Source organism: Haloglomus irregulare, from assembly GCF_007421925.1.
In the GTDB taxonomy this organism is placed as follows: domain Archaea; phylum Halobacteriota; class Halobacteria; order Halobacteriales; family Haloarculaceae; genus Haloglomus; species Haloglomus irregulare.
In genome coordinates this window covers 133566-157944 of the sequence record NZ_QMDX01000008.1, presented here as the reverse complement: position 1 = coordinate 157944, position 24379 = coordinate 133566, and the positions used below count along the sequence as shown (strand labels likewise).

The following is a 24379-nucleotide window of genomic DNA, read 5'->3' as shown; positions in this document are numbered from 1 at the left end:
GGGCGCCCACACGGGACTTGGACTGGCGCTCGGAGTGGTTGAACGCGCGCCACTCCGGCCCGGGGTCGATCTGGTCCTCCTCGATGACCAGACCGCAGTCCTCGCAGATGAGTTCCCCCCGATCGGCGCTCTTGACGACGCTCTCCGAGGAGCACTCCGGACAGATCTGCGTGTCCTCGTCCTCGGTCTCGGTCTCGGTTTCCGCCTCCCCCTCCTGCGAGCGACTACGTTCGCGCTGCCGTGTGGGCCGTGTCATCGCAGTAAAAACTTGGTGGCCGGGACCATAATAAAACCCGGGGCCATGCCCGGTTCCAGGGCAACAAAACCGCTACCCACCGACGGTCTTCGGGCCCGGCCACCGGAACCGCTAAGTGGGGGCTTGGACCACCTCCGGGCATGCCCGTGGTAGAGTGTGATCCGGCCGAGGCCCGCGAGCGACTGGCGGCGGCCGGCATCGAGGTCCGGGCGGGGAACACCGAGCACGAACTGTGGCGGGCCGAACATGCCGGCGCGACCGCCGTCGCCTACGAGGGGAAGGTGGTCGTCCAGGGTGGGTCGGCGGAGCGGCTGGTGGGGCTGCTCCGCGGGAGCGGCGGCCGCGCGCACGTCTACTTCGACGGTGCCTGTCGTGGGAACCCCGGTCCCTCGGCCGTCGGCTACGCGGTCGTCACCGGGGACGGCATCGCGGCCGAAGGGGGCGAGACCATCGGCCGCGCGACCAACAACCAGGCCGAGTACCGGGCGCTCGTCACCGCCCTCGAGGTCGCCGCCGACATCGGCTTCGACGAGGTCCACGTCCGCGGGGATTCGGAACTCATCGTCAAGCAGGTCAAGGGGGCGTGGGACACGAACGACCCCGAACTGCGGGAGTTCCGGGTCCGGGCACGGGAGCTGCTGGCCCGGTTCGACGAGTGGACCCTGGAGCACGTTCCGCGGGAGATAAACGCCCGCGCCGACGAGTTGGCCAACGAAGCACTCGATGACGCCTGAGGACAGCAGCACCGACGGGGACGCGACGGCGGCGGAGCGTGACGGTGACGAGGGGACGACCGGCGACGGCGAGCTCCCGGTCGACGCGGCCGACGAGGCCGAGCGGCTGACCCGGCTGGCGCGCGACGCCGTCGACCCGAACGAGGCGGCGGCCTACCGGGACCGCCGGGGCGACCTGCTCGCCGAGTACGGCTTCACCGCCCGGGTCCGGGGGGAGGAGTCCGAGGCGACGCTCGTCCTGCATCCGGACTCGTGGGTCGTCGACGGGAACGTCGTCCCGGCCCGCATCGAGGACACGGACCGCGCCGTGGAGCGCCCGCTGGAGGGCGCGGTCGACACGGCGGAGTGGGACGCGGTCGCGGCACATAACGAGGCGGTCGCGGAGACCGTCGCCGAGGCCCACGGCGAACCCCACGGGGCGAACGCCGAGGCGTTCGCGACGTTCATGAGCAACCATTACGCCCGCCCGGTCGAGCAGGCGACCGACCGGATGCGCGAGGAGTTCCTGGAGGAGTACTTCCCCCGGAACGCGTGGCCGGACGACGACCAGCGCGCGGCCGTGGCCGAGTCGCTGGAACTGGTCGCACGGGCCGCGACCGAGGAACGGAGCGACTAGACCGGCGGCCGGGACCGGGGGCGAGCGACCCGGAAGTGACCCCCAGTCGCTCCAGCGGCGTCGAGCCGGTGAAACAGAAACGCCTTAACAGGGCCGCACCGATTCGAGCCCATGACGAATCTCTGGACGGACCTCGAGACCGGACCGGACCCGCCGGAGGAGATCTACGCGGTCGTGGAGTGTCTGAAGGGCGAGCGCAACAAATACGAGTACGACAAGGACGTGCCCGGCGTCGTGCTCGACCGCGTCCTCCATTCGAACGTGCACTACCCCTCTGACTACGGGTTCATCCCGCGGTCGTACTACGACGACGAGGACCCGTTCGACGTGCTGGTGCTCGTCGAGGACGCCACCTTCCCGGGCTGCATCATCGAGGCCCGTCCGGTCGCACTCATGAGGATGGACGATGACGGCGAGCAGGACGACAAGGTCATCGCCGTCCCCACCGAGGACCCGCGCTTCGACCACGTCCAGGACCTCGAGGACATCACGGGGCAGCAGCTCGACGAGATCGACGAGTTCTTCTCGACCTACAAGAACCTGGAGGAGGGCAAGGAGGTCGAGACCCTGGGCTGGGAGGACAAGGGGGCCGCGATGGACGCCATCGAGCACGCACAGGACCTCTACGAGGAGCACTTCGGCTGACCGGGGCCGCGCACACCACACGCGCCGGATCCGCGACCGAGGGACCGGCAACGGTTGCCGGGAGTACAACCCACGGTAATGTCAGCCGGCAGGAGGATAACTTATGCACATGAGTAATTATTTGCGTGTGCGTCCCGTATCTACTCTCGTATGGCGACCCGAGAGCCCCCTCCGGTGGGTATCGACCACCCGACCGTCGTTCCCGAGAGCCTGACCGACCCGTCCGCCGAGGACGGGGTAGGGGAGGACGACGACGAGACCGGGACGGAGCCGTCAGCGGGGGAATGAGCGTCGCGTCGGACCCTGGCCCCGGAAATCGTTGCTGCTACCCTGGAGCGGCGCGTTCGACGGCGAAACGAAGGTTCTTGTAGCCCGACGCCGCCATCGTCGGTATGGGCCTGTTCGACCGACTGCGCGGAGACGACGGGCCGCGCGTCGCCTTCTTCGGCATCGACGGCGTTCCCTATAGCCTCATCGCGGACAACCCGGAGGTCTTCCCCAACCTGACCGACATCGCGGCCGGGGGGAGCGCCGGGGCCATCGACAGCATCGTGCCGCCGGAGTCCAGCGCCTGCTGGCCCGCCCTCACGACGGGCGTCAATCCCGGCGAGACCGGCGTCTACGGCTTCCAGGACCGCGAGAACGGCTCGTACGACACCTACGTTCCGATGGGCCGTGACGTGCGGGCGACCCGCATCTGGGACCGCGTCGAGAACGCCGACCGGAACGCCTCGGTCATGAACGTCCCCGTGACGTTCCCGCCCCAGCGGGACGTCCAACGGATGGTGAGCGGGTTCCTCTCCCCGGGGGTCGAGAAGGCCGCCTACCCCGATGAGTTCCGCGAGCAGCTGGAGGAGAACGGCTACCGCATCGACGTGAACGCCAAACTCGGGCACAAGGAGGACAAGTCCGAGTTCATGGAGGACGCTCACCGGACGCTCGACGCCCGTTTCGAGGCGTACAAGCAGTTCATCCAGCAGGACGACTGGGACCTCTTCTTCGGCGTCTTCATGACAACCGACCGGGTCAACCACTTCCTGTTCGGCGACTACGACGAGCGCCCTGACAGCGAGGAGGCCGAGCTGTTCCTGGAGTTCTACGAGAAGGTCGACCGCTATCTCGGCGAGCTCCGGGCGATGCTGGACGAGGAGACGACGATGATGGTCGCCTCGGACCACGGCTTCACCACGCTCCACCACGAGGTCCACTGCAACGCCTGGCTCCAGCGCGAGGGCTGGCTGGAGTTCGACACGGACGACCACGACGAGTTGGGCGATATCTCCGAGGACGCGAAGGCGTACTCGCTCATCCCCGGCCGGTTCTACCTCAATCTGGAGGGTCGCGAGCCCAACGGCGGTGTCCCGCAGGACGAGTACGAGGAGACCCGAGCGGAGCTGAAGTCGATGCTGGAGGAGATGACCGGGCCCGACGGCGAGCCCGTCGCCGACCGCGTCGTCACGAAGGAGGACGCCTACCGGGGCGCCCACGACGGCATCGCGCCGGACCTGACGGTGGTCCCGAACCACGGCTTCGACCTGAAGTCCGGGTTCAAGGGCCACGACGAGGTGTTCGACACCGGCCCCCGCAACGGGATGCACTCGTTCGACAACGCCTCGCTGCTCATCGACGACCCGGAGGCGCCGGTCACTGACGCCGACCTGTTCGATATCGGCCCGACGGTGCTCGACCTGATGGACGTCGACTACGACCGGCCGGAGTTCGACGGCCGCAGTCTCGTCAAGCAGTAACGGGTCGACTCCCGCCCTCTCCCGTACGTTCAAGTACGATCCCGGGAGCAACAGCCGTATGCCGACACCGGATACCGAGGCACTCGCCGCCCGCCTCCGGGCCGTCGAGCGGGCGCTGACCGACGACGGGACGACGCTGGAGGCGGCAGCCGACGACGAGCGACCGTCTCATGGAGACCCCGACAACGCACGACGCGACCCGGCCGAGAACGCTCCCGCTGATACCCCGCTGCCGGACGACGAGCGGAGACCCGCCGACGGCGTCCGGACCGACGGCGCGGGCGCCGGTGTCGAGCGGCGACTCGCCCGACTGGAGGCTGCCGTCCAGGCGCTCCGAGCCGCCCTCGGCGCGGAGGGGAACGGCTCGGGCTGCAGCATCGAGCCGGAGGCCGACATCGAGCCGCCGGAAGCGGTGACGGCCAGCGCAGCCACGCGGGCGACGGAACGAACTCGCTCGCGGCCCACTGGTCGACCCGACCGCGACTGGCCGGACGACCTGAGCGACGGGGCATGAGCGCCGTCCGCCTCGCCGTCACCGTCCTCGTCGCGGGCGCGCTGCTCGGTATTGGCGTCCCGGCCGCCGAGCGGGGGACGGAGAACCGCACGGCCACGCGACTCGACGGAACGGCCACGACGTTCACGGCGGTCCTCGAACGGTTCGCGCGGACGAACGACGCGACCCGGCGGGGAGGTGCACGCCGGTCGGCCGGGCTCCGTGTTCCCGCCGATGGGGCCGTCCGTATCGGCGAGGGCGGCGTCGCCTGGCGGGTCGACGGTGGTCCCTGGCATCGTCGTCAGGTGACCGTCCGGGTACACACCGGCGGCGACCTCATCCGCCTCGGACCCGGGCAGCACCAGCTCCGGCTGGAGCTCCAGCGTGGCGGCGACGGTCCGGTGGTGGTCATCGTGCGCCCCGACAGCTCCGGCCCGGAGATTGAAACCGGAGGCCGGGACCAGACGGCCCGTGTTCGATGAACTGGACCCGCTGCTGGGGCGTGAGGACGCAAATCCGGCCGACTGTGCCTGCGACCCCGATACGGAGGCGGAAGATACGCTCCGACTCGACGCGAGCGGCTGCCCGGGCCGCGGGCGGCTCGAGCACGCGCCGGCCTGCCGTGCGACCGCCGTCGATGCGGCCGACGGTCGCTCCCGACGGGCGGTACGGACCTCGACGGCGGGCGTCGTGCGGACCTACGAGGGACGGGGGGTCGCGCTGCTGACCGCTGCCGGTCGGTTCGCCGAGATCGCCGAGGTGCACGACGAGCGACTCGCCGAACGGGCGCGGCGTGACCCGCTGGGCGCCGCCGCGGCAGCCGCGGGGCGAAGCGGTCACACGAGTCGAGCGGCCGCTGAGACCGGATTGCTCGCCGCCGCGGAGGACGTCCCCGACTACCACGCGGCTCTCGGGCCGCTCGTCGGGCCGGCGGTGAGCCGGTCGCTGGTGGCGCGAGCGCCGCCCGCCGACGCCGTGCTCGCCGAACGGTACGAACTCGAGACGGGTGCGGTCGTGCGAGTGTACGAGCGGACCGACGGGGAGGAGGTGCCGCGCCGGTACCACGTCGAGCCGCCGGTCGTCCGGCTCGACACCGGAACGCTCGAACGGCTCGCGGCGGCACGGGAGCGGCTCGCGGAGGACGCCGAGAGCCCCGCGGCCGCCGTCGGAGCCACCTTCGACGGGGCGGGGACGACGGAGGACAGCGAGGCGGACTCCGATACCGGCCTCACGATGCTCACGCGGACCCTGGAGAAGCATACCCGCGGCGCCGGGGTGTTGGCGGACCTGTTCGCCGACACGGCGGTCTCCGACGTGTTCGCGACCTCGCCGGTCACCGAGACGCCGCTCCGGGTCCGCCGGGGTGACGAGACGATGACGACGAACGTCCGGCTGACGGTCCCGGGTGCGGCGTCGCTCGCGGGCCGGTTCCGGCGGGAGTCGGGGCGGTCCTTCTCGCGGGCCGACCCGACGCTGGCCGCGACGACGACTGTCGCCGACCGCCGCGTTCGGGTCGCGGGGGTCACCGATCCCGTGACCGAGGGCCACGCGTTCGCCTTCCGGGCCCACGACCGGGAGGCGTGGCGGCTGGTCGACCTCGTCGCGAACGGGACGGTCCCGCCGCCGGTCGCTGGGCTGCTGTCGCTGGCGGTCGAGCGCGGCGTCGCGTGCCTGGTGACGGGCGAGCGCGGCGCCGGCAAGACGACGCTGCTCGGCGCGCTCCTGTGGGAGCTGCCGGCGACCACGCGAACGGTGCTGGTCGAGGACACGCCGGAGTTGCCCGCGGCGGCGCTGCAGGGCGCCGGCCGCGACGTGCAGTCGCTCAGGGTCGGGGAGGGGGACGGGGCTGGCTCGGCCCCCTCCGCGGCCGAGGCGCTCCGGACGGCGCTTCGCCTGGGCGAGAGCGCCCTCGTCGTCGGGGAGGTCCGCGGCGAGGAGGCACGGGTGCTGTACGAGGCGATGCGTGTCGGCGCCGGCGGAGCGGCCGTCCTCGGAACCATCCACGGCGACGGCGCCGCGACCGTCCGCGAGCGACTGGTGACGGACCTCGGGGTCCTGACCTCCTCGTTCGCGGACACCGACGTGCTGGTGACGGTCGGCGCCCGCGAGGTCGAGCGCGGTCGGGAGCGCCGGGTTCGCCGCGTCGAAGAGGTCACGCGGACCGATGACGGGGACGCGGCGTTCGCGACGCTGTACGGGGGCCGAGACGGATTGGCCGCGACCGAGCGGCTCCGCGGCGGCGAGAGCGAACTGCTGGACGGACTGCGAGCCCCCGGGGAGTCCTCGGCGGACGTGCTGGCGGCGGCAGCCGAGCGCGGCGCGGCACTGGCTGCCGAGGCGGAGGTCGCGTCGTGATTCCCGACCCCCTCGTCGAACGAGTCGCGGCGCTCGGGTCGCGCCTGCAGGCCGCGCGCCGTGTCGGCGATGGCCCACGGCTGGTGGGTCGGATGGCGATCCGGGCGCGGCTCGACCCCTCGCCGGAGGCGGTCGCGGCCGCCGGCGCCGCGTGCGAGGGGCCGCTCGCCGACCGACTGGCGCGCCACGTCCGGCGGGCGCGGGGACGCGAGGGAGCCGGGCTCGACCCGTTCGCGACCGCCATCGCCGACGAGCAGCCGCGGCTCGCGGGGGCGGTCCGCGAGGTGGCGGCCGCGACGAGAGCCCCGGCGGCCGAGCGCGACCGGCGCCTCGACCGGGCAACGACGGCCGCCGTCGAGGCCGTTCGGGACCGTGCGGCGACCGCGGCGGCATCGCTTCGGGGTCCCGTGACGGCGGCCTACGCGTTCGGCGTCCTGCTCCCGCTGGCGCTCGTCGGCGTTCTCCCGGCGGTTGCGACCACGGGCGTCCCGGGCGACGTACTGCTCACTATCGTCGTGGTCGTCTACGACCTGCTTCTCCCTGCCGGGCTTGTCGTCGCGGCGGCGTGGATACTGGGGAACCGACCTGTGGCTTTCCCACGGAAGCCGGTCCCCGGGACGCACCCGGCCCGCGCCGACCGGCCGTGGCGGGCCCTGGCAGCCGGGGGTGCTGCAGCGTTCCTCGCCGGTGTCATCGTGTTGCTCGCACCGGTACCGGGATGGGCCGCTCCGGTCGCCGCGGGCGGCGCCACGACGCTCGCGCTCGCCGTTCGCTTCGGACCCGTGGTCGTCGTCCGGCGCCGGGCGGCCGCGATGGAGCGGGCCATCCCCACCGCGCTGGTCGCCGTCGGCCGGGAGGTGAGCGCCGGCGTTGCTGTCGAGCGGGCCATCGCCAACGCCGGCGGGTCGCTCGGCGTGCCCGCCGGGCCGGCGTTCGAGAGCGCGGCCGAGCGCGGCCGACGGCTCGGATGCGGCATCGAACCGGCGTTCCTGGGCACGGGGGGTCCGCTGACCGACCTGCCGAGCCCCCGCTGCGAGCGAGCCGTGGCGACGCTCGCCCGGGCCACGCGGGCGGGCGCTCCCGCCGGTGACCTGCTGGTCGAGACCGGCGACCACCTGGCGGAACTCCGTCGCGTGACGGAGCGAACCCGCCGCGAGACCGCACGCCTGACCGCGACTCTCGCCAACACGGCCGCCGTCTTCGGCCCCCTCGTCGGCGGAGTGACGGTGGCGATGGCCGCCGGGACCGCGGGACGGATGGGGGCCACCGGCGGCGGTCCGGCGACCGTCTCGCCGGCCGGAGCCGCGGAAGCCGGGCTCGGAACGGCGCTCCCGGTGGCGGAACTCGGCATCGCAGTTGGGGTCTACGTACTCCTGCTCGCGGCCGTGCTCACGGCGCTCGCGACCGGCCTTCGGTACGGGCCGGACCGTGCCCGTATCGGCTATCGGGTCGGCCTCGCGGTGCCACTCGCCGCGGCCACCTTCTGTCTCGCCGTGGCGGTCGCCGGGGTCGTGGTCTGAGCCGACAGCCGTCGCGCGCCCATCCACAAGCGCCTTACAGCGGCGCGCCGCAGCCGGAATCATGATCGGTATCGTCGGGGGCGGGATGGCCGGGCTCGCCGCCGCACGCCGGCTGCAGGACCACGGCCACGAGGTGACGGTGTTCGAGGCCGGCGAGCGCCTCGGCGGTCTGGCCGCCACCTACGAGACCCGCGGCGACCCCATCGAGAAGTTCTACCACCATCTCTCGAAGTCCGAGCGGACAATCGTCGAGCTCGCGGAGAACCTGGGCCTCGGCGACGCCGTCGAGTGGCGCGTCGGGAGGAACGCCTACTACGTCGACGGGGTCGTCCACCCGCTGGACACGCCGGACGAGATACTCGCCTACCCGCATCTCTCGCTGTACGACAAGTTCCGACTCGGGATGCTCACCCTCGAGGTGGACGTCCGGGGCGGTCGCCCCTCGTTCGACACCTACGACGACCTCGCGGACTTCGAGGACGTCCCCATCCGGGAGTTCCTGCTGGAGCACACGACCCGCGGCGTCTACGAGTTCTTCTTCGAACCGCTGCTGGACGCCAAGTTCGGGTCGCGCAAGGAGGACGTGAGCGCGGCCTGGCTGCTCGGCCGCATCAAGTTCCGCGGTGAGCGCGACCTCCGGCGCGGGGAGATTCTCGGCTACCTCGACGGCGGGTTCGCGGAGCTGCTCGACGCGCTGGTCGCGGACGTGGGCCGGGACACCATCCGGACCGGCGCCCGTGTCACCGACATCGCACACGGCGACGCCGTCGAGTCCGTCACCGTCGAGACCGATACGGGGGCGACCGACCACGATGTCGACGCGCTGGTCGTCGCCACGATGCCCCACCTCCTCGACCGCTGGGTCGGCTACGAGTGCGACATCGACTTCCAGGGCTCCGTCTGCGCCGTCCTCGGGATGAGCGAACCGCTCATGGACACCTACTGGCTCAACATCGCGGACGAGGCGCCGTTCGGCGCGCTCATCGAGCACACCAACTTCGTGCCGCCGGAGCGCTACGGCGGCGAGCACCTGCTCTACGCCGCCAGCTACGTCCAGGACCTCGATGAGCCGCTCTGGGAGATGGGCGACGAGGCGGTGCGCGAGCACTGGCTCTCGGGCATCGATGACCTGTTCCCGGCGTTCAACCGCGCGACCGTCGAGTGGATGAAGATCGGGCGGAACCCCCGGACCGCACCGGTCTACGAACGGGGCTACCTGGAGAAGGTCGTCCCGTACGACCTCGGCGACGACGTCGCCGACGGGCTCTACTACGCCGGGATGGCCTCACGGGCCCAGTACCCGGAGCGGTCGCTGAACGGCGCCGTGGTCGCTGGCTACGAATGCGCCGACCGCATCATCGGGGAGTGACTGGAATAAGGGGCCCGTATACTCTGGCAGTCCGACACCCGAGAGTGGACGGTTCGTCTCAGCGGAGATGGGGTCGGCAGATTCGTCCGGTACGTATCCGTTCTCTCACACCTCTCGCGACCGGTCGTCCTCGGAGCCGTGTCGCAGCGTCGGGGCTGTCGACTCCCCGCCGGAGGACTGGATGATGTCGAGTGCCGTCATCAGGTCGGTTCGCGAGAGGAGACCGGCGAAGGAGCCGTCCGGTTCCTCGGTGACGATGAGCCGTCCGACGCCGTGCTCCTGCATCTTCGAGAAGGCCGCCATCGCGTCGGCCTCCACGTCGATGGTGTAGAGGTCGGTGGTCATCACCTCCTCGACGCGGAGGGCGTCCCGCTCGGTCTCGTTCGCCGAGCGGGCGTCCTCCAGGGTGATCATGCCGACGAGCCGGTCGTTGCGGGTCACGGGGAAGCCGGTGTGGCGGGTTCGGAACATCCGGTCGATGAGCTCCGCGACGGAGGTTTCGGCGTCGACAGTCCGGACCTGGTCGACGGGCGTCATCACGTCGTCGACGGAGACACCCTCGAACGCGGCCCGGAGCATCGTCTGCTGGGCCTCCGAGGAGGCACCCATGTAGATGAAGAAGGCGATGGCGACGAGGTAGAGGTTGATGCCGCTGCCGCCGAAGAGCGCGAAGAAGCCCAATAGGAAGGCGAACCCCTTGCCGACCGAGGCGGCGAGTTTGGTGGCACGGGCGTACGGCCGGTCGCGGGCGAGCAGCGCCCGGAGCACGCGGCCGCCGTCCATCGGGAAGCCCGGGAGCATGTTGAACACCGCGAGCGCGACGTTGGTGAGCGCCAGGTAGCCGAGCAGGAGGGCGGCGCCGGCGTTGGCGGCCTCGGCAGACCCACCCGGGAGGACCCGGAAGGCGCTGAAGAAGGCGGCCCCGAGCGCGACGCTGACGACGGGGCCCGCGACGGCGATGTACAGCTCCTGCTTCCAGTCCTCGGGGAAGCGCGACAGCTGGGCGACGCCGCCGAACAGCCAGAGTTTGATGCTGGTTATCTCCACGCCGTAGCGCATCGCCGTCACACTGTGACCGAGTTCGTGCAGCAGCACGCAGACGAACAGCCCGACCGCCGCGGCGGCCCCGAGCCCGAAGGCGACAACCGGGTCCCGAGTCAACGGCCCGGGGGCGATACCCGCCGAGAGCGTGCCGTTCAGGATGCCCACCCACTCGCCCATCTGGGACCCGATGACGTACGCGAACACCGGGAGGACGAGCAGGAAGGTCAGGTCCAGCTCGATCGGGATGCCGAAGATCCTCCCGATGCGATAGCTTGGCATATCGCCGTTTGACCACCACGATGCTTCAACCCACGGTGTCGGAGCAACGTGCCGTGAATCAGGCGTCCGGTTCGACGAGGTCGACCGCCGCGCGGAGCCACTCGAAGGCCTCCGCCAGGGCGTCGGGATCGTCGCTCCGGAGCTTCAGGCGGTTGTGGCCGGCTTCCCGGTCCGGGTAGCAGCCCACCTCCACGCCGAACCGGTGACGGACGCTGTCGAGCCGTTCGATGAGGTTGGCCTCCGGCTCCTCCGTGTAGAGCAGCCGCGACTCGACGTCCCCGGCGAACTCGTCGGCCACTGCCTCGAACATGTGCTGCATCTCCCCCGGGATGCCCGGCAGGACGTAGACGTTCTCGACGACGGCGCCCGGCGAGAGCCCGGCATCGTTGATGAGCGGGCGGGCGCCCGCGGGGAGCGACGCCTCGGCCTCGATGTCCACGTCGAGTTCGGGGTAGTCGCCGGCGATGGCCTCCAGCGTCCGCTCGAGATCCGCCCGCGCGAGGTCGTTCGGCTCCAGCGGCAGGTCGAAGGCCGTGGCGACGGCGTCCATCGTCAGGTCGTCCGGCGTCCCGCCGAGCCCGCCGGTCACGATGACGGCGTCGTACCGGCCCGCGTACTCCCGGACCGCGTCGGCGATCTCGGCCGCCACGTCGGGGACAGTCAGCACCCGACGGACGTCAACGCCGCGCTCGCTCAGCTCGCGGGCCAGCCAGGTCGCGTTCGTGTTCTCCGTGTCACCGGCCAGGAGTTCGTCCCCGACGGTGACTAGTGCTGCGTCCATGTCCCGGACCAGGGGGGGCGGCCGCATAAGCCGGGTGGGACCCGGGCGGGCAGGGGCCGGCGACGGGGTCGGTCGGACCGGGGTTACTTTACCGCGGCACCCGTTGGGCCAATGTGTCGAACCCCGCGACTGCGGGCCTCCGCAGCCAGCACGAGGAGCGCACGACTGAGTGTTCCGTGACCGGGACCCTGCCGGGATGGCTGGAGGGGACCTACCTCGCCAACGGCCCCGGCGTCTTCGAGGCTGGCGACACCGACCTCGGCCACTGGTTCGACCCGTTCGGGATGCTCCGGCGGCTCCACGTCGGCGACGGGACCGTTCGCTACCGGAACCGCCACGTCGATAGTCGGGACCGCCGCCACGCCGACGCCGGCAGAGGCGTCCGCACGCCGTTCCCCGGGACGCCGGCCGACCGCTCGCTGCCCGTCCGGCTCTACCAGACAGTCGCCGGTGTCTTCCCCGACAACCCGGTCATCGGCGTGGCGAACGTCGCCGGAACGGACCTGGCGGTCACCGAGTCGCCCTGGGCCCAGGCCGTCGACGACGACCTCGAACCGCTGGGGCGGGCCGACGAGACCGCCGGCCTCGACTGCGACCTGACGCTCGGCCACCGCCATCACGTCCCCGCGTTCCGGCCGGACGGCCCGACGTTCTACGAACTCGGGGTCACCTACGGCCGGGAGGTCGAGTACACGCTCTTCCGCCGGCCGGACGACCCCGGCGCACCGACCGTGACCGGCGACGGCGACGTCCCGCTGCCCGAACCCGAGCCGCTCGCAACACTCTCGTTCGAGGAGTTACCGTACGTCCACGCGTTCGCACTGACCGAGAACCACGTCGTCGTCCCCGAGATCCCCTTCGGTCTCGACGGGTCCGTCCTCCTGCGGGGGGCATTCACCCGCGAGACGTTCCTCGACGCGTTCACCGACTACGGCCGCGACGCCCGGTTCCACGTCCTGACCCGCGACGGCGACCGCGTCGCCACGGTCCCGGCGGACCCCTTCTTCGTCTACCACGTCGCCAACGCGTACGAGGTCGGCGACGGGGCAGCCGAAGGGCTCGTGCTCGACCTCGTCGCGTTCCCCGACGAGCGGGCCGTGACGGGCCTCACCCTGGACAACCTCCGGAGCGACGACGTCGACCTGCCGGCGGGCGACCTCGTCCGCTACCGGCTCCCGCTCGACGGTGAGGGGGAACGCACGGCCCGCGAGCCGCTGCTCTCGGGTCCCGTCGAGTTCCCGACCGTCCACTACCGGCGCCACAACGGCCGCGAGCACCGCTACGTCTACTGCGTCGAGACGCGTGGCGACGGTTCGCTCCCGACGCATCTCGCGAAGGTCGACACCGCCCGGGCGCCGGGCTACGCCGACCGCTGGACGGAGCCGGACTGCCACCCTGGCGAGCCGGTGTTCGTCCCCGCGCCCGAGGCGGATACGGAGGACGACGGTGTGGTCCTCTCGCTCGTCCTCGACACCGACGCGGACCACACCTTCCTGCTGGTGCTGGACGCGGCCTCGTTCCGCGAGCTCGGCCGGGCCGAACTCCCGCACCGGCTCCCCTTCGCCTTCCACGGGGAGTTCTACGGGCCGACCGACCCCGGCCGGAGCGTGCAGTAGTGGTCCGGGAGCCAGCAACACGCCCAGGGAGAACGGTTCTCCCGGTACCGATTTCACGCCCGCTCGTGAGAATCCAGGGGAGATTCTCTCCAATCTAACCCACTTCGAAAGAAATGGACGCGGCTACGAGTTTATTCGAGTGATAAGTTGTGAGTCCGGGTGCGAGAATCGAACCCGCTTCCCAAGCACCACAAGCTTGGAGGATACCAATACCCCAACCCGGACACGCACCCGTGAGTAGCGCGACGGCGCGAATATACGTTACGCCTTCAGCGCTGCCCGCCACACCGACACACACCGTCGACCGCACCGCTTTAGCCGTCACGTATCCAACAGCCGGGTACGCGTGGCCATCACGGACAAGATCTACGTCAAGAACCACCGGCAGCTCGCCTCGCAACTGGAGACGAACTTCCCGAAAGGGGCGTTCTCCGGCGCGACCCTGGACATCCTGTTCGGGGGCGAGGGGCTGACCAACCTCGACGAGGCGACCCAGGACCGGGTGCTCGACTTCGCCGAGGACTTCCTCGACTGCGACTGCCAGTCCAACCCACACTGTGGCCACCCGGAGGAGAAGTTCATCTCGTACCTGCTGGACCTGCGCGCGCAGGGGCTCGGTCCGGATGCCATCGTCGACGTGATGAGCGACGACTACCTCGTCTACGCCTATCCCGGCGACGTCCTGAGCTTCCTCGACAGCGGCATCCGCACCCTGGAAGCGGCCGAGCAGCTCGCGGACGTGGACAGGCAGGGCGAGCAGGCTGAGACGATCCGGCGGCGACGGAAGGACCTGACCGGGTAGCACCGCGAACAGCCGGTACGAGTCGACTGCATACCGCACAAGCGGAGCGAGCGCGGTTTCACCGGCCGGAGTGAGGGGAGCGGACGGGGGGCAGCGGAGTTTTCCGAACGGTTTTTGCGAGGAGCGGATTGCCGGCTCCGCCGGCAATCTATGAGCTGGCGGGTCCCGCCCGCCAGCCGGTTCCCGCAGCGCCGCCGCAGGCGGCGCGAGGAGACCCGACAGGTAGAACGCTCGTCTACATGTCGGGGTACGCCTTCGCTGCGGCGACCGGTCCGGCGACGTCGTTGATCCAGCGGACGGCGACGATCTTCTTCAGCTGCTCGGCGGCCGGCCCGCCGAACGTCTCGGTGACGTTCCTGACGCCGATGACGTTGTGCGCGACGGCGTCGTCGCCGACGGAGACGAGCGTCCCCTTGTCCTCGTGCTGCCACTTCTTCATGGGCTGGCCGCGGATGGCGCGGGCGACGTTCTCGCCGGCGACCTCGGCGGCCTGCCAGGCGGCCTGGGCGGTCGGCGGGGCCGGGGTCTCGCCCTGGTCGACCAGCGCGGCGTCGCCGAGCGCGAAGACGCGGTCGTCCTCGGTGCGGAAGTCGGTGGCCGCGTGGAGACGGTGTGAGCGCTCGTCCTGATCGACGCCGGTCGTCTCGGCGGCGTTCTGGCCCGTGATGCCGCCGGTCCAGACCAGCACGTCGTAGTCCAGTTCCGTGTCGTCGCCGACGTAGACGGTGTCCTCGTCGACCTCGCCGATGAACTCCCCGGTCATGATGTTGACGCCGGCCTCCTCGAGCAGGTTCCCGAGCTTGGCCTGCACGACCGGGTCGTTGTTCGGGAAGACGTTGTCCAGCCCCTCGACGAGGTGGATATCTATCGGGGCGCGGTGGCGGTCACGGAACTCGGCGATCTCACCAGCCGACTGGATGCCCGAGAGCCCGGCACCGCCGACGACCACCTGGGCGGGGTCGTTGCGTGAGGCCTCGCGAGCGGCCTGCTTGACCTCCTCGTGGATCTCGAGGGCGTCGTCGAGGGTCTTCAGCGTGAGCGAGTGCTCCTCCAGCCCGTCGATGCCGAAGAAGGCCGTCTGCGAGCCGAAGCCGACGACGAGGTAGTCGTAGTCGACGGTCGAGTCGTCCGCGAGACGGATCGTCCGGTCGTCGACGTCGACCTCCTCGACGCGCCCCTCGACAAAACGGGTGCCCGGGCCCGCGATGTCGTCGCAGTCGAAGGTGATCTTCCCCTCGAGCGAGGGGTCCCGGATGCACCGGTGGGACTCGTGCAGCACGAGATGGTGCGGGACGTCGGAGATCCACGTCACGTCGGCCTCCCCGTCCAGTTCGTCCTCGAGACTCAGGACCGTGCCAGTCCCGGCGTAGCCCGAACCAAGCACGACAACGTCCTCTGTCATGATGCCGATTCTGGGTCGACCGGATACAAAGCTGTTGATTCGGGGGCGCGAGACCGTGTGACGTGCTCACGCAGGCGGTTCGGGACCATCGGGGGTCAGGACGACCGCTGATCACAGCCGAACCTGTCATCCACGGTCGCACAGGGTGAGGGGGCGGTGGGCTGAGGACACGCAGTCAGTGCGCGGGCTCCTCGGCGGGCGCCCGCATATCGTCGATGGTGATGATGAGCGTGTTGTTCGTGTCGTCCTTCCCCTCCAGGGTCCCCTTGATGACCAGTTTCGAGAGCGGGGTCGGCCCGACCTGGATGGGGTCGCCCTCGTGGAACGCCGAGATGGAGCCCTGCATACGGATCTCAGCGCGGCAGAGCTCCGGGTGGTGGACGCTGGTGAGGTCGATCTCCTGGACGTTGGCCCCCTCGACCGCCTCGTCGTTGTGGAAGAACGGGACGTCGGCGGCCTGATCCATCTCTTCGATCTGGAGGGCCTCGTAGGCGCCCGCGGTCGGCTTGTACCCGCCTTTGGGCCCGGGTACCCCCTCCACCAGCTGGAGGGCCTTCAGGGACTGCATCTGGTTGCGGATGGTGCCCGGGTTGCGGTCGACACGGTCGGCGATGTCCTCTCCCTTCACCGCGGTTTCGGACTCCCGGTAGAGGTTGACGAGTTCCTGTAGGATCGACTTCTGACTGGGAGTGAGCTCGATGGACGACATGTAACGGACGATACACCACCGTTTTGCATAAATCCGGTGGTGGTTCGGCTGAGCGGTGTGCTGTCCGGACGACCGCAGCGACCGCCGGAGACCGACACCGCTTTGCACGCGGCTCCGGGACCGCCGGTATGGACGGCAACCGCGTGCTCGTGACCGGCGGCGCCGGGTTCATCGGGTCGAACCTCGCGAACAACCTGGCCGCCGACAACGAGGTCATCGCGCTCGACGACGGCTACCTCGGGACGCCCGACAACCTCGACAACGCGGTCGAGTTCATCGAGGGGTCCGTACTGGACGACGACCTGCCGACCGATGTCGACGTCGTCTTCCACCTGGCGGCGCTCTCCTCGTACTTCATGCACGAGGACGACCCCGCGAAGGGCGCACGGGTCAACATCGAGGGGTTCGTCAACACGGTCGACCAGGCCCGCCGCGACGGCTGCGACCGGGTCGTCTACGCCTCGACATCCTCCATCTACGGCGACCGCACCGAGCCCTCGCCGGAGGACCTGCCCGTCACGGCCCGGACGGGCTACGAGGCCTCGAAGCTGGCGCGCGAGCGCTACGCCGAGTACTTCGCCCATCACTACGACCTCACGACCTGCGGGCTCCGCTTCTTCTCCGTCTATCAGGGCTTCGGCGGCGCAGAGGCCCACAAGGGCGAGTACGCCAACCTCATCGCCCAGTTCGCCGACGCCATCGCGCGCGGCGAGCGCCCGGAGATCTGGGGCGACGGCACCCAGACCCGGGACTTCACCCACGTCGACGACATCGTCCGGGGCATCGAACTGGCGGCCGACCACGACCTCCAGGGCATCTACAACCTCGGGACCGGCGAGTCGTACTCGCTCAACGAACTCGTCGACCACCTGAACGACGCGCTCGGGACTGACATCGAGCCCCGCTACGAGGAGAACCGCATCCCCGGGGACGCCTACGTCCACGACACGATGGCCGACCCCTCGGAGATGCGGGAGGCGACGGGCTGGGAGCCCGAGATCGACTTCGCGGAGGGTATCGAGCGCGTCTGCGACCAGTACCGGTGAGGGCCCGGCCGAACGACCGGTGCCCATAGCCATATCAGCGGGGGCGTCGGACCCGTGTGTATGGACGTTCGGCTCATCGGTGTCCCGATGGACCTCGGCTCCGACCGGCGTGGCGTCGACATGGGTCCCTCGGCCATCCGCTACGCGGGGCTGGCGACGGCCGTCGAGACCGCCGACCACACGTGCGTGGATGCCGGGAACCTCCCCGTCCCGGGGCCCGAGACCCGCGACAGCGCCAGCGGGGAGTACGGGGACCGTGCGAAGTTCCTCGCCGAAACCCGCGAGGTCTGCACCACGCTCTCGGATGCGGTGCAGGACACGCTCGCCGACGGCCAGTTCCCGCTCGTCCTCGGCGGCGACCACTCCATCGCCATCGGCTCACTCGGCGGCGCCGCCCGCGACCGGGACATCGGGCTGGTCTGGTTCGACGCCCACGGCGACTACAACACCCCCTCGACCACTCCAACCGGCAACGTCCACGGGATGAGCCTGGCGGCCACGCTCGGGGTCGACGAGTTCGTCGGCCACGACTGGGCCCGCAGCGGTATCGACCCCGCCAACACCGTGCTTGTCGGCGTCCGCTCGCTCGACGGGGACGAGCGCGACGCGCTCGCGGCCTCGGAGGTGACCGTCTACACCATGAGCGACGTCGACGAACGGGGGGTACCCGCCGTCGCCGACGAGGCGTTCGACATCGCAACCGACGCCCGGGACGGCTTCCACGTCTCGCTGGACATGGACTTCCTCGACCCCGATGAGGCGCCCGGGGTCGGGACGCCCGTCCGCGGCGGCGTCACCTATCGCGAGGCCCACGCCGCCATGGAGGGCGTCGCCGACCACCGCGACGACCTCGTCTCGCTGGAGGTCGTCGAGGTCAACCCCATCCTCGACGACCACAACCGGACCGCCGAACTCGCGGTCGAACTGGTCGCGAGCGCCCTCGGCAAGCGTATCCTCTGAACGGGCCGACGCCTCGGGCTTCCTCGCGGCGCCTGCAGCGCTCCGGTGCCGGGGGAACGCGCTCGCCTCGCTCGCGTGTGTCCGCCTCCAGTCACAGATACTGGGCCCTCGTAGAATATCTCCCCCATTTTAGAGTTACGAACCGTTTTCGACAGTTAGGCGGCTAGTTCGGAACGTATACCGACAACCGGTGATACGACACGGCGGAGGCGAGAGCTCAGACGGTCGCCGTCGCGAGAAACGCCGTCCCACCGTTGAACAGGTCGACCGCGACGCTGTCGGCGCCGAACGCCGCGCGCAGGTCGGTCGGGAGGTGGCGCCCGGGGTACCAGTTCGTCGCTCGCGCGGAGACCCGGTTGATGAGCGGGTTCAGCAGTCGACCCGGGCCGGACTGGTACGGCTGAGCGTCGAAGACGACGAACCGGCCGCCCGGGCGGAGCACGCGTCGCGCCTCGGCGATGGCGCGGACGTGGTCGGGGATCGCGGACAGCGAGAGCGTACAGAGGACGGCCCCGAAGGCGTCGTCGGGGAACGGGAGCGACGCGGCGTCACCGCGGGTAACGCGGATGGCGACGTCGTCGCTCCGCTCGGTCGCGCGGTCGCGCGCGGCCCGGACCATGCCCGGCGAGTGGTCGAGACCGACGACGGTTCCGCCCGGGGAGAGGCGCTCGGCCAGGAGGTCGAAGTTCGGCCCGGCACCGCAGGCCAGGTCCATGACGGGGCCATCACGGTCCGGGGCGAGGCGGTCCGCGGCGGTCCGCCGGAGTTCGTCGTAGCGGCCCATGAACGCGCCGCGGAGGAACGCATCGAACAGCCGCGGGTGCTCGCTCCACCAGTCGTACACCCGGTCCGCGTACGACTGCGAGCCCACGTCCGACATGGCCCGGACTGTGCGGGGGTCGGTATTGTGTCTGCTGGTCGCGGAGGCGGGGCCAGGGTTTTGATACTCGGACCCGTCCCCGAACACGTGCGCGATAACACGGAGGCCGACGGGGAGGGCGGCAACGGGCCGTCCCCGACACTGGTCGCGGGGGGCGCCGTACTGGTAGCGGTCGTGGTCGTGCTGGTCGGCGCGCTGGTCGTCGGCGGCGAGACGGGCGCCTCCCTCGCGATGGGGGCGATGACGGTCCTGTTCGTCACGGTCGGGCTCGGGCTGTTCCACATCGCCCGGAAGGTCGGTTCCGAGGCCGACGACCCCGCCGAGGTCGAGCGCCGGATGGCCGAGGGCCTCGGGATGAGCGAGGAACGGACGCAGCTGCGCGTCGACCGCGTCGAGGGCGAGGAGGAGACGATTCCGAGCCAGCGGGCGCTGGACGACCGGTTCTACGAGGACGAGCCGGAGTAGCCGGTCACTCCTCTCCCGTCGCGTCCGCCCCCGCGTCGGGGGCGTTGTCGATCGCCGGGATGGTGTCGACGCTCGCGACCCAGTCCCCGTCGTCGAGCCGCATCACGACGACCCCCATCGTGTTCCGGCCCTGGGTCGACACCTCGTCGACGTGGGTCCGCATTATTTGTCCGCTCTCGCTCATGATGACCAGCCCGTCGTCCGCGGTGACGGCGTTGACGGAGACTACGTGGCCGTTGCGCTCACTGGTCTTGATGTCGATGAGCCCCTTGCCGTAGCGCGACTGTCGCCGGTACTCCGAGAGCGGCGTTCGCTTCCCGAAGCCCATCCGGGTGACGGTCAGGAGCGCGCGCTCGTCCTCGTCGCCGGTGGCGACGAGCCCGGCGACCTCGTCGTCCCCCTGGAGCTTGATACCGTTCACGCCGCGCGCGGTCCGGCCCATCGACCGGGCCTCGGACTCGTCGAAGCGGATGGTCATCCCCTGTCGGCTGGCGATGACGAGGTCCATCTCGCCGTCGGTGACCTCGACGTCGGCGAGGCTGTCACCCCCCTCCAGTTTGATCGCGCGGATGCCGCCCGAGTGGACGTTCTCGAACTCGCCGACGGCGGTCCGCTTGACGTAGCCGTTCCGGGTGGCCATCGCGAGGTAGTTCTCCTCGTCGAGGTCGGCCACGTCGACGACGGCGTTGATCTCCTCCTCACCGTCGAGGTCGAGCACCTGCTGGGCCGACGTGCCCCGCGCGGTGCGGCCCATCTCGGGGATCTCGTAGGTCTTCAGGCGGTAGACCTGGCCCGTGCTGGTGAAACAGAGCAGGTAGTCGTGCGTGTTCGCCTCGAAGACGGTCGCGACGCGGTCGCCGTCCTTCGGCCGGACGCCGATGATGCCCTTGCCGCCCCGGTGCTGGGGGTCGAACTCCTCCAGAGGCATCCGCTTGACGTAGTCCTCCTCGGTGACGACGACGACCACGTCCTCCTCGGGGATGAGGTCCTCGCGCGTGACCGAGCCGACGTCCTCCATGAACGTCGTCCGGCGCTCGTCGTCGTACCGCGCCTTCATCTCCTCGAGCTCCTCGGTGACGACACGGTCGAGTTCGGCCTGCGAGCCGAGGATGGTCTCCAGGCGCTCGATCTCGTCCTGGACCTCCGCGTACTCGGTCTGCACGTCCTCGGCCTCCATCGACGTGAGCGACCCGAGTTGCATCCGGACGATATGCTCGGCCTGGGCCTCGCTGAGGGTGAAGCCGAGCGCGTCCTCGTCGGTCTGCAGGGCCTCGATGGCCGCCGAACGGTCCTCGCTCCCTCGGATGAGGTCGACGACCTCGTCGACGTTCTGCAGCGCCTGCAGCCGCCCCTCGAGGATGTGCGCGCGGTCCTCGGCCTCCTCGAGCAGGAACTCGGAGCGCCGGCGCACGACCTCGCGCCGATGGTCGACGTACGTCTCCAGCAGCCGCTTCAGGTCGAGCCGCTGGGGCTGGTCGTCGACCAGCGCGACGCAGTTGACGCCGAACGTCGTCTCGAGGTGGCGCTCGACCAGCTGGTTCTCCACGACCTCCGTGTTCGCACCGCGTTTCAGCTCGATGACCACGCGGACGCCGTCGCGGTCGGACTGGTCACGGATATCCGTGATGCCCTCGATCTTCCCGTCGTTGACGTCGTCGGCGATGCGCTCGATGCGCCGGGCCTTGTTCTCCTGGTACGGGAAGGCGGTGATGATGATGCGGTCCTTCCCGCCCTCGTCGTGCTCGACCTCGTAGTCGGCCCGGACCCGCACGCGGCCCTTGCCGGTCGTGTAGGCGTCGTAGACGCCCTCCTTCCCGACGATGCGCGCACCGGTCGGGAAGTCGGGACCCTCGATGGGGCCGGGCGACTCCTTCGTCTCGATGAGGTCCGCGATGGCGCAGTCCGGGTTCTCGATAACGTGGATACAGGCGTCGACCACCTCGCCGAGGTTATGGGGCGGGATGTTCGTGCTCATCCCGACCGCGATGCCGGAAGCACCGTTCAACAGCAGGTTGGGCAACGCCGCCGGCAGCACCGCCGGCTCCGTGAGCCGGTCGTCGTAGTTGGACTCGAAGTCGACGGTGTCCTGCTCGATGTCGTCCAGCATCTCCTCGGCCAGCGGCGCCATCCGGGCCTCCGTGTACCGCATCGCGGCCGGCGGGTCGCCATCGATGCTGCCGAAGTTCCCCTGGCCATCGACCAGCGGATAGCGCAGCGAGAACCCCTGGGCCATCCGCGCCAGCGCGTCGTAGATGGCGCTGTCACCGTGGGGGTGGTAGTTCCCCATCGTCTCCCCGACCACGTTCGAGGACTTCCGGTGGCCAGCGTTCGAGGTGACGCCCATCTCGTGCATCGCATAGAGGATGCGCCGCTGGACTGGCTTCAGGCCGTCCCGGGCGTCCGGCAGGGCGCGCCCGACGATGACGCTCATCGCGTAGTCGATGTACGACTGCTCCATCTCGTCCTCGACGCGGACGCTCTCTATCCGCTCGGCGACCTCGTCGGGGATATCCGGTGTCTCTGAACTCATGTTGTGTCCTGGTGGGTTCCGGTGTGGACTCGTCGGGGCCACTACGGCGGCCGAAATCGGGGGTTCATCCGGGCTGGGCCCCGAACCCGTTATCCGAACCTACGGTGCCCCCCCGTTAAAGTCTCCCGGCCCGGCACGTCCACGCCGGCTCGTTCCGCGAACTGCCGTCGAGAATCGAGTGCGGTGGGCGACTCAGATGTCGACCCACTCGGCGTCCTCGGCGTGCTCCTTGATGAACTGCTTGCGGGGTTCCACCGCGTCGCCCATCAGCACGGAGAACATCCGGTCGGCGGTCGCCGCGTCCTCGATGTTGATCTGCTTGAGGATGCGGTTGTCGGGCTTCATCGTCGTGTCCCAGAGCTGCTGCGGGTTCATCTCGCCGAGGCCCTTGAACCGCTGGACCTGGTCGGGCGAGCCGTCACAGACCTCGTTGACGATGCGGTCGCGCTCGGCCTCGGTCATGGCGTCGTATGTCTCCCCCCGGTACCGGACCCGATAGAGGGGCGGCTGGGCCGCGTAGACGTAGCCACGCTCCAGTAGCTCCGGCATGTGCCGGTAGAGGAAGGTCAGCATCAGCGTCCGGATGTGGGCGCCGTCCACGTCCGCGTCCGTCATGATGATGATCTTGTGGTAGCGACACTCCTTGATGTCGAACTCGTCGCCGATGCCGGTGCCGACGGCGGTGATGAGGTTCCGGATCTGGTCGTTCTCGAGGATGCGGTCGAGCCGGTGCTTCTCCACGTTGAGGATCTTCCCGCGGAGCGGCAGGACCGCCTGGAACTCGGGGTTCCGGCCCTGCTTGGCGCTCCCGCCGGCGGAGTCCCCCTCGACGACGAACAGCTCGGCCTCCTCCGGGTCGCGGCTCTGGCAGTCCGCCAGCTTCCCCGGGAGGCTGGTCGAGTCGAGCGCGGACTTCCGGCGGGTCAGCTCCTCGGCCTTCTTGGCGGCCATCCGGGCCTTGGCGGCTTCGACCGCCTTCGCGACGACGGCCTCGGCGGTGTCCGGGTGCTCCTCCAGATAGGCCGAGAGCCGCTTGTGGACGATGCCCTCCACTATCCCTCTGACCTCGCCGTTGCCGAGTTTCGTCTTCGTCTGCCCCTCGAACTGCGGGTCGGGATGCTTGATGGAGAGGACGGCGGTGAGGCCCTCGCGGATGTCCTCACCCTTGAGCGTGCCGTCGATATCGTTCAGCATCCCCTGTGTGGTGGCGTAGTCGTTGACCACGCGTGTGAGCGCGGTCTTGAACCCGGTCATGTGGGTACCACCCTCGCGGGTGTTGATGTTGTTCGCGAAGGCGTGGATGGAGCCCTGCACCCCGGCGGTCGCCTGGATGGCGATCTCCACCTCGACCGGGCCGTCGTCCGTCTCGCCGGTCCCCTCGATGTAGGCGACGTCGTCGTGGAGCACGTCGCGAGTCTCGTTGAGGAACCCGACGAACTCGCGGATACCGCCCTCGTACTCGAAGGTCTGGGAGCGGTCCTCGCGCTCGTCCCCGATGGTGATGGCGACGCCCGGGTTGAGGAAGGCCAGTTCCCGCAGCCGGGAGGCGAGCGTGGAGTACGTGAACTCCAGCGTCTCGAAGATCTCCGGGTCCGGCCAGAACTGGATGGTGGTCCCGGTCTCCTCGTCGGGCTCCATATCCCGGACCCGTTCGAGCCCCTGTTCGGGGTCGCCGTGGTCGAAGCGGTGCCGGTAGACCCCGCCGTCGCGCCTGACCTCGACCTCGAGCCACTGGGAGAGCGCGTTCACGACGGAGACGCCGACGCCGTGGAGTCCGCCCGACACCTGGTAGGAGTCCTTGTCGAACTTCCCGCCCGCGTGGAGGACGGTCATCACGACCTCGACGGCGGACTTGCCGGACTCGTGCTCACCCACCGGGATGCCGCGACCGTCGTCGCTGACCGTCACCGAACCGTTCTCGTGGACCGTGACCTCGATATGGTCGCAGTAGCCGGCGAGAGCCTCGTCGATGGAGTTATCGACGACCTCGTAGACGAGGTGGTGCAGCCCCCGCGTGTCAGTCGAGCCGATATACATCGCGGGCCGCTTCCGGACCGCTTCTAGTCCTTCGAGGGTCTGGATGTTGTCCTCGCTGTAACCCTGAGACATCTATCTACCGTATCTAATAG

At 70.0% G+C, this 24379-nt stretch carries 23 protein-coding genes; 15 read left to right on the top strand and 8 right to left on the bottom strand.

The window, feature by feature from the left end; translation table 11 throughout:
* Positions 1-256, bottom strand: a 256-nt coding sequence (locus DP107_RS13145; protein ID WP_272949844.1) for a TFIIB-type zinc ribbon-containing protein, incomplete at its 3' end; no start/stop codon positions are given.
* Positions 257-396: 140 nt separating this feature from the next.
* Here DP107_RS13145 and rnhA point away from each other — a divergent pair.
* The 10 genes from rnhA (at position 397) to DP107_RS13100 (ending at position 9736) form a co-directional block, all read left to right on the top strand.
* Positions 397-990 carry a ribonuclease HI gene (rnhA, locus tag DP107_RS13140; protein WP_144262609.1) on the top strand — a complete coding sequence of 198 codons (594 nt, stop codon included), beginning with the start codon at positions 397-399 and terminating at the stop codon, positions 988-990.
* Positions 980-1606 carry a DUF7108 family protein gene (locus DP107_RS13135; protein ID WP_238330879.1) on the top strand — a complete coding sequence of 209 codons (627 nt, stop codon included), beginning with the start codon at positions 980-982 and terminating at the stop codon, positions 1604-1606. Before rnhA ends, DP107_RS13135 begins: the two co-directional genes overlap by 11 nt.
* A 111-nt stretch (positions 1607-1717) precedes the next feature.
* The gene (locus tag DP107_RS13130; protein WP_144262608.1) at positions 1718-2251 is read left to right on the top strand and encodes an inorganic diphosphatase; all 534 of its coding nucleotides are present in this window, start codon (positions 1718-1720) and stop codon (positions 2249-2251) included.
* A gap of 150 nt (positions 2252-2401) precedes the next feature.
* Positions 2402-2539 (top strand): hypothetical protein, encoded by a 138-nt coding sequence (locus tag DP107_RS20125; protein WP_185977307.1) that lies wholly within the window; start codon positions 2402-2404, stop codon positions 2537-2539.
* Between the two features lie 104 nt (positions 2540-2643).
* Positions 2644-3999 (top strand): alkaline phosphatase family protein, encoded by a 1356-nt coding sequence (locus DP107_RS13125; protein WP_144262607.1) that lies wholly within the window; start codon positions 2644-2646, stop codon positions 3997-3999.
* A gap of 58 nt (positions 4000-4057) precedes the next feature.
* Positions 4058-4513 (top strand): hypothetical protein, encoded by a 456-nt coding sequence (locus DP107_RS13120; protein WP_144262606.1) that lies wholly within the window; start codon positions 4058-4060, stop codon positions 4511-4513.
* Entirely contained in the window at positions 4510-4974 is a 465-nt protein-coding gene (locus DP107_RS13115) for a DUF7311 family protein (RefSeq protein ID WP_144262605.1), read from the top strand. Before DP107_RS13120 ends, DP107_RS13115 begins: the two co-directional genes overlap by 4 nt.
* Positions 4964-6847 (top strand): ATPase, T2SS/T4P/T4SS family, encoded by a 1884-nt coding sequence (locus DP107_RS13110; protein WP_144262604.1) that lies wholly within the window; start codon positions 4964-4966, stop codon positions 6845-6847. The genes DP107_RS13115 and DP107_RS13110 overlap by 11 nt, the downstream gene beginning before the upstream one ends.
* The gene (locus tag DP107_RS13105) at positions 6844-8367 is read left to right on the top strand and encodes a type II secretion system protein (protein ID WP_144262603.1); all 1524 of its coding nucleotides are present in this window, start codon (positions 6844-6846) and stop codon (positions 8365-8367) included. The genes DP107_RS13110 and DP107_RS13105 overlap by 4 nt, the downstream gene beginning before the upstream one ends.
* 61 nt (positions 8368-8428) lie before the next feature.
* A complete protein-coding gene (locus tag DP107_RS13100; protein ID WP_144262602.1) occupies positions 8429-9736 on the top strand; it encodes an NAD(P)/FAD-dependent oxidoreductase in 1308 nt (435 codons plus the stop codon).
* 105 nt (positions 9737-9841) lie between these two features.
* Here DP107_RS13100 and DP107_RS13095 read toward each other — a convergent pair whose 3' ends face one another.
* Positions 9842-11059 (bottom strand): site-2 protease family protein, encoded by a 1218-nt coding sequence (locus tag DP107_RS13095; RefSeq protein WP_144262601.1) that lies wholly within the window; start codon positions 11057-11059, stop codon positions 9842-9844.
* 58 nt (positions 11060-11117) lie between these two features.
* Entirely contained in the window at positions 11118-11840 is a 723-nt protein-coding gene (locus DP107_RS13090; RefSeq protein ID WP_144262600.1) for a competence/damage-inducible protein A, read from the bottom strand.
* 113 nt (positions 11841-11953) lie between these two features.
* Between DP107_RS13090 and DP107_RS13085 the strand changes: the two genes are divergently transcribed.
* Complete coding sequence (locus DP107_RS13085; protein WP_144262599.1) at positions 11954-13456, top strand: carotenoid oxygenase family protein; 1503 nt, start codon at positions 11954-11956, stop codon at positions 13454-13456.
* 346 nt (positions 13457-13802) lie between these two features.
* The gene (locus DP107_RS13080; RefSeq protein ID WP_144262598.1) at positions 13803-14258 is read left to right on the top strand and encodes a DUF5814 domain-containing protein; all 456 of its coding nucleotides are present in this window, start codon (positions 13803-13805) and stop codon (positions 14256-14258) included.
* Between the two features lie 235 nt (positions 14259-14493).
* Here the strand turns inward: DP107_RS13080 and DP107_RS13075 are convergent, their stop codons facing one another.
* Entirely contained in the window at positions 14494-15660 is a 1167-nt protein-coding gene (locus tag DP107_RS13075) for an NAD(P)/FAD-dependent oxidoreductase (protein ID WP_144262597.1), read from the bottom strand.
* Between the two features lie 175 nt (positions 15661-15835).
* Entirely contained in the window at positions 15836-16369 is a 534-nt protein-coding gene (locus DP107_RS13070; protein ID WP_144262596.1) for an HTH domain-containing protein, read from the bottom strand.
* 128 nt (positions 16370-16497) lie between these two features.
* On the opposite strand from DP107_RS13070, the gene DP107_RS13065 reads away from it, so the two are divergent.
* Entirely contained in the window at positions 16498-17415 is a 918-nt protein-coding gene (locus tag DP107_RS13065; protein ID WP_144262595.1) for an NAD-dependent epimerase/dehydratase family protein, read from the top strand.
* 60 nt (positions 17416-17475) lie between these two features.
* Positions 17476-18375: an arginase gene (gene rocF, locus DP107_RS13060; protein WP_144262594.1), complete on the top strand. Its 900-nt coding sequence runs from the start codon at positions 17476-17478 to the stop codon at positions 18373-18375.
* A gap of 217 nt (positions 18376-18592) precedes the next feature.
* Here rocF and DP107_RS13055 read toward each other — a convergent pair whose 3' ends face one another.
* Positions 18593-19255 (bottom strand): class I SAM-dependent methyltransferase, encoded by a 663-nt coding sequence (locus DP107_RS13055; RefSeq protein WP_144262593.1) that lies wholly within the window; start codon positions 19253-19255, stop codon positions 18593-18595.
* Between the two features lie 87 nt (positions 19256-19342).
* On the opposite strand from DP107_RS13055, the gene DP107_RS13050 reads away from it, so the two are divergent.
* Positions 19343-19720: a hypothetical protein gene (locus DP107_RS13050; RefSeq protein ID WP_144262592.1), complete on the top strand. Its 378-nt coding sequence runs from the start codon at positions 19343-19345 to the stop codon at positions 19718-19720.
* Positions 19721-19724: 4 nt separating this feature from the next.
* Here DP107_RS13050 and gyrA read toward each other — a convergent pair whose 3' ends face one another.
* The gene (gene gyrA, locus DP107_RS13045; protein WP_144262591.1) at positions 19725-22250 is read right to left on the bottom strand and encodes a DNA gyrase subunit A; all 2526 of its coding nucleotides are present in this window, start codon (positions 22248-22250) and stop codon (positions 19725-19727) included.
* 192 nt (positions 22251-22442) lie between these two features.
* On the bottom strand, positions 22443-24359 hold the full coding sequence (gyrB, locus tag DP107_RS13040; protein ID WP_144262590.1) for a DNA topoisomerase (ATP-hydrolyzing) subunit B: 1917 nt from the start codon (positions 24357-24359) through the stop codon (positions 22443-22445).
* Between the last annotated feature and the right edge of the window lie 20 nt (positions 24360-24379).

Coding starts and splice junctions, on each gene's coding strand:
- rnhA (WP_144262609.1), top strand. CDS start 397: ATGCCCGTGGTAGAGTGTGATCCGGCCGAGGCCCGCGAGCGACTGGCG.
- DP107_RS13135 (WP_238330879.1), top strand. CDS start 980: ATGACGCCTGAGGACAGCAGCACCGACGGGGACGCGACGGCGGCGGAG.
- DP107_RS13130 (WP_144262608.1), top strand. CDS start 1,718: ATGACGAATCTCTGGACGGACCTCGAGACCGGACCGGACCCGCCGGAG.
- DP107_RS20125 (WP_185977307.1), top strand. CDS start 2,402: ATGGCGACCCGAGAGCCCCCTCCGGTGGGTATCGACCACCCGACCGTC.
- DP107_RS13125 (WP_144262607.1), top strand. CDS start 2,644: ATGGGCCTGTTCGACCGACTGCGCGGAGACGACGGGCCGCGCGTCGCC.
- DP107_RS13120 (WP_144262606.1), top strand. CDS start 4,058: ATGCCGACACCGGATACCGAGGCACTCGCCGCCCGCCTCCGGGCCGTC.
- DP107_RS13115 (WP_144262605.1), top strand. CDS start 4,510: ATGAGCGCCGTCCGCCTCGCCGTCACCGTCCTCGTCGCGGGCGCGCTG.
- DP107_RS13100 (WP_144262602.1), top strand. CDS start 8,429: ATGATCGGTATCGTCGGGGGCGGGATGGCCGGGCTCGCCGCCGCACGC.
- DP107_RS13095 (WP_144262601.1), bottom strand. CDS start 11,059: ATGCCAAGCTATCGCATCGGGAGGATCTTCGGCATCCCGATCGAGCTG.
- DP107_RS13090 (WP_144262600.1), bottom strand. CDS start 11,840: ATGGACGCAGCACTAGTCACCGTCGGGGACGAACTCCTGGCCGGTGAC.
- DP107_RS13075 (WP_144262597.1), bottom strand. CDS start 15,660: ATGACAGAGGACGTTGTCGTGCTTGGTTCGGGCTACGCCGGGACTGGC.
- DP107_RS13070 (WP_144262596.1), bottom strand. CDS start 16,369: ATGTCGTCCATCGAGCTCACTCCCAGTCAGAAGTCGATCCTACAGGAA.
- DP107_RS13065 (WP_144262595.1), top strand. CDS start 16,498: ATGGACGGCAACCGCGTGCTCGTGACCGGCGGCGCCGGGTTCATCGGG.
- rocF (WP_144262594.1), top strand. CDS start 17,476: ATGGACGTTCGGCTCATCGGTGTCCCGATGGACCTCGGCTCCGACCGG.
- DP107_RS13055 (WP_144262593.1), bottom strand. CDS start 19,255: ATGTCGGACGTGGGCTCGCAGTCGTACGCGGACCGGGTGTACGACTGG.
- gyrA (WP_144262591.1), bottom strand. CDS start 22,250: ATGAGTTCAGAGACACCGGATATCCCCGACGAGGTCGCCGAGCGGATA.
- gyrB (WP_144262590.1), bottom strand. CDS start 24,359: ATGTCTCAGGGTTACAGCGAGGACAACATCCAGACCCTCGAAGGACTA.